Here is a 4227-nt window from a genome sequence, read left to right on the forward strand (position 1 = left end):
GAGCACTAGTTTGTACATGATGTCTGTTCAAAGGTCGTTAGTGAAAGGGCAGCGGGAGCGCCGGAAACTGGCCTCGATTTTGGGTGGCAACGCGTTCTCGCGCAACCTGGCTGATCGGCCGAATTCATCACGTCAAACGAATATTTTATAATGAGCGCATTGCTCCGGTTTTTTTCGGGGTTTTCATTCTTCCACATTCCCACTCCGGCGGCCTCTAAGTGAAGTTTTTCACCGACTACATCAACCTTGTACTTATCGCGGTTGTCCTCATTTCAGGTGTATTGCTGTTGTGGCCGACCCTCGTGCGGCGTGGACGCGGCGGTGTGACGCCCGCGGAAGCGATTCAACTGATCAATCGGCGCAACGCGGCCGTGATCGACGTACGGCCTGCCGCGGAGTACTCGCAGGGCCATTTGCCGGCCGCGCGTAATTTCGCTCTGGCGGAACTCCAAGCAAAGATTGGCCAAATCGCGAAGAATAAGGGGAATCCGGTCTTGCTCATATGCCAGACCGGCCAACAATCCCAGAAGGCGAGCCGCACGTTGAGCGAAGCGGGTTACGCCGAGGTCCATGTATTGCAAGGTGGACTGGATGCCTGGCAAAAGGCCGGCATGCCAGTCGTGAAACAAGGAGCTGCGAAGTGAACAAAGTCATTATGTACAGCACGCAGGTGTGCCCGTATTGCCAGATGGCCGAGCGTCTTTTAAAGTCGCGCGGCGTCGATAGCGTCGAAAAAGTGATGATTGACCGGGATCCGGCAAAGCGCGACGAAATGATGACGCGTACGGGCCGTCGCACGGTGCCGCAGGTATTTATCGGCGAGACGCATGTGGGCGGTTACGAAGACCTGTCGGCGCTCGACCGCAAAGGCGGTTTGATGCCGCTACTTGCGTCCGCGTAAAAGCATCGGTCTAATGCACGCCTGAACGCATTCGACCCAGCGGCGCGCCTCTTGACCGGAAAGACCGGAAAGTCGCGCGCCGCACTCCAATAATCTAGGGAACAACCATGTCTGACGACAACAACCAGCCGTTCTTCAACATCCAGCGTATCTATCTGAAGGACATGTCGCTTGAGCAGCCCAACTCCCCGGGCATTTTCCTCGAACAAGACATGCCGTCGGTGGAAGTGGAAGTGGATGTGAAGGCCGAGCGCCTCGCGGAAAGCGTCTTCGAAGTGCTGGTGACCGGCACTGTGACGGCGAAGGTCACCGACAAGGTGGCGTTCCTGATCGAAGCCAAACAGGCCGGTATTTTCGATATCCGCAACATCCCGGCCGATCAAATCGACCCGTTGGTTGGCATCGCTTGCCCGACCATCCTGTTCCCGTACCTGCGCTCGAATATTGCCGACGCGATCACCCGCGCCGGTTTCCCGCCGATCCACCTCGCGGAAATCAACTTCCAGGCGTTGTACGAGCAGCGTATTTCGCAGTTGGCGGCGGCGCAGGAAGGCGTGGCCAACGGCGCGACGCTGAATTAAACGTTGTCACGACCGGAGCCGGGCATGCAAGTAGCCGTACTCGGCGCCGGTGCGTGGGGCACCGCGCTGGCAGGCCATCTGGCCCGCCGCCACGACACGGTGCTTTGGGCGCGGGATCCCGCGCTCATCGAAACCCTTTCCCGAACGCACGAAAACGAGCGCTATTTGCGCGGCGTGACCCTGCCCGCAACGCTACGATACGACGCAGAACTCGCGTCTGTGCTGCAGCATTGCGCGGCCGGCGATGCGCTGTGCGTGGTGGCCGCGCCCGTCGCCGGGTTACGTGCAATGTGCCGCTCCATGCGCGAATCCGGGATTGTTCCGGCCCATTTCGTGTGGCTGTGCAAGGGCTTCGAAGCCGATACGCAATGCTTGCCGAACGAGGTTGTTGCAGCCGAATTGCCTGGGCACGCGAGCAACGGCACGCTGTCCGGGCCGAGCTTTGCGCGTGAGGTCGGGCAGGGCTTGCCGGTGGCGCTCACGGTGGCGAGCCGATCGGCAGCCCTCGGCGAACGCACGGTAGAGGCGTTTCATCACGGCGCCATGCGCATCTACACCGGCGACGACGTAATCGGCGTGGAAGTGGGTGGCGCGGTGAAGAACGTGATGGCCATCGCAACAGGCATAGCCGATGGACTGGGTCTCGGGTTGAACGCGCGCGCCGCGCTGATCACGCGTGGGCTCGCGGAAATGTCGCGATTAGGCGTGGCGCTGGGTGGCCGCGCCGAAACGTTCACCGGCCTGACCGGACTCGGCGACCTCATTCTCACGGCCACAGGTGACTTATCGCGTAACCGTACCGTCGGCATGCAACTCGCGGGCGGCCAGTCGCTCAGCGACATTCTCGCGGCGCTAGGCCATGTAGCCGAAGGCGTGCGATGCGCTCGCGCCGTGCTGGCATTGGCGCAGGCGCGCGGTATCGATGTCCCGATCACCCAGGCGGTGTGTCGCGTCCTGTTTGAAAATGTCGCGCCGCGTGACGCGGTTCAAGCTCTGTTGAGCCGCGATTCCAAAGCGGAGTGAGCGGTTTGAAGGACTCGTCCCGCTGTTAAAGGCCGCCGTCAAACCCCGCCTGTCTCCACGCTTCAAACGTCACCACGGCCACCGTATTCGATAAATTCAAGCTGCGGTTCCCCGGCCGCATTGGCAGTCGCACGCGCCGGTCGGGCGGGATTTGCGAAAGCACGGCCTCCGGCAGCCCGCGCGTTTCGGCGCCGAATACAAACCAGTCGCCGGCCTGGAATGTGTGTCCGAAAAACGGCGTCGATCCGCGCGTCGTGAACGCAAACATACGCGCCGCATCCGGCGCCTCGGCTTCAATAAACGCATTCCAGTTTGCATGCACATGCATTTGCGCGTACTCGTGGTAATCGAGCCCGGCGCGACGCATCTTCGCGTCGTCGAGAGGGAAGCCGAGGGGCTCGATGAGGTGCAAGCGCGCACCGGTATTCGCACATAGGCGGATCACGTTGCCGGTGTTCGGCGGAATTTCGGGTTCGACAAGAACGACGTTGAACATAAGCATTAGCTCTGGAAAATTAGTCTTGTGGCGTACGCAGCGCCACGAAATTGGTCACGCGCGCCGCCCCTGCAGTCTTCAGCGTACGGGCCAGCGCGTCGAGCGTGGCGCCTGACGTCATGACGTCGTCGACGATAGCGACGTGCTTGCCGCGCACGTCGCGCATGACCCGAAACGCGTCACCTACGTTTCGACGCCGGGTATCGAGATCGAGTCTGGCTTGCGGCGCGGTATTGCGAGTCCGTTCAATAAGCATCGCATCAGCGTGCGCGCCGAGCCTTCGCGCCAACGGCTTTCCGATCGACCACGCCTGGTTGAATCCGCGCGCGTTCAAACGCGCGCGCGACAACGGTACGGGCGCAAGAATGTCGGGCGCGCAATCGTCGGCGGTCTCGAATGCCGCGTGCAAATGGCGAGCAAATTCGTGCCCGGTAGCGGTCCGGGCGTGGAATTTCAGATCGAGCGCGAGCGTGTCGAGCGGTGCGCGGTAATCGGCGAGCGCAAAGGTCGCATCGAAATTCGGCGGCTCTGCAATACATGTCCGGCAAATCAACCGCGCGCGATCGGACCGCCTATCGACCGGCAGTGCGCAAATCCGGCACCTCACGCGCGCCTCGTTCCAGTACTGCGTGTCGCAGCCGCTACACAACACGCCCTGCGACAAATTGCCACACAATGCGCACTGATTCGGTAGCGCGATGTCGCGTAGCCAGCCGAGCCATCGCGCTGCCGCGTACGACACGTCGCGCAAGGGACCGGAACGACGCAATACGTTTGGAAATCGGCCTGTCATGAGCGCAATCCGAGAAAAGCCCGGCGTGGCCGAGGCCCGCCCTACACGCGGCGGCACGTTGCGCTCTCCTACCGTACCGGACGTTTCAATAATCGCCGAGTATACTTCGCACTCTTCGAAAGCAGGCTGTCATGTCCCCAACTCCCGCCAACATTGGCCGACCGGCCTACGATTTGCGTCGCTTGATGCGAATTTTCGATCGCCGCGCCGCGACCTTCGACAACGTCGCCTTCCTGCCGCGTGAAATTGCACAGCGCATGCGCGAGCGGCTCGACTACATCAAGGTCACGCCGGTGCGCGTGCTCGATGCGGGCTGCGGCACGGGCGCCGATCTACCCGGTTTGCGCGAGCGATTCGCCGACGCGTCCGTGATCGGCATGGATCTATCGGCGGCCATGCTGGCGCGGGCGAACCTCGCGGAAACGGCCGAATC

General features: G+C 61.7%; 7 protein-coding genes. 5 read left to right on the forward strand and 2 right to left on the reverse strand.

Annotated elements, in window-relative coordinates; genetic code table 11:
- The first annotated feature begins 218 nt into the window (after positions 1-218).
- From WCA53_RS12350 to WCA53_RS12365, 4 genes are all read left to right on the forward strand, one after another.
- On the forward strand, positions 219-644 hold the full coding sequence (locus tag WCA53_RS12350) for a rhodanese-like domain-containing protein (RefSeq protein WP_423910037.1): 426 nt from the start codon (positions 219-221) through the stop codon (positions 642-644).
- Positions 641-901 (forward strand): glutaredoxin 3, encoded by a 261-nt coding sequence (gene grxC / locus WCA53_RS12355; protein ID WP_423910042.1) that lies wholly within the window; start codon positions 641-643, stop codon positions 899-901. Before WCA53_RS12350 ends, grxC begins: the two co-directional genes overlap by 4 nt.
- Positions 902-1008: 107 nt before the next feature.
- Positions 1009-1482, forward strand: a complete 474-nt coding sequence (gene secB, locus WCA53_RS12360) for a protein-export chaperone SecB (protein WP_423910046.1) — start codon at positions 1009-1011, stop codon at positions 1480-1482.
- 24 nt (positions 1483-1506) lie between these two features.
- Positions 1507-2505 carry an NAD(P)H-dependent glycerol-3-phosphate dehydrogenase gene (locus WCA53_RS12365; RefSeq protein ID WP_423910049.1) on the forward strand — a complete coding sequence of 333 codons (999 nt, stop codon included), beginning with the start codon at positions 1507-1509 and terminating at the stop codon, positions 2503-2505.
- Positions 2506-2530: 25 nt separating this feature from the next.
- Here the strand turns inward: WCA53_RS12365 and trmL are convergent, their stop codons facing one another.
- A complete protein-coding gene (trmL, locus tag WCA53_RS12370; RefSeq protein WP_423910052.1) occupies positions 2531-3001 on the reverse strand; it encodes a tRNA (uridine(34)/cytosine(34)/5-carboxymethylaminomethyluridine(34)-2'-O)-methyltransferase TrmL in 471 nt (156 codons plus the stop codon).
- Positions 3002-3020: 19 nt separating this feature from the next.
- On the reverse strand, positions 3021-3794 hold the full coding sequence (locus WCA53_RS12375) for a phosphoribosyltransferase family protein (RefSeq protein WP_423910058.1): 774 nt from the start codon (positions 3792-3794) through the stop codon (positions 3021-3023).
- 131 nt (positions 3795-3925) lie between these two features.
- Between WCA53_RS12375 and WCA53_RS12380 the strand changes: the two genes are divergently transcribed.
- Positions 3926-4227 (forward strand): methyltransferase domain-containing protein (locus tag WCA53_RS12380; RefSeq protein ID WP_423910055.1); only part of this gene is annotated, 302 nt, incomplete at its 3' end.

It is taken from the genome of Caballeronia sp., from assembly GCF_049581465.1.
Classification (GTDB): Bacteria; Pseudomonadota; Gammaproteobacteria; order Burkholderiales; family Burkholderiaceae; genus Caballeronia.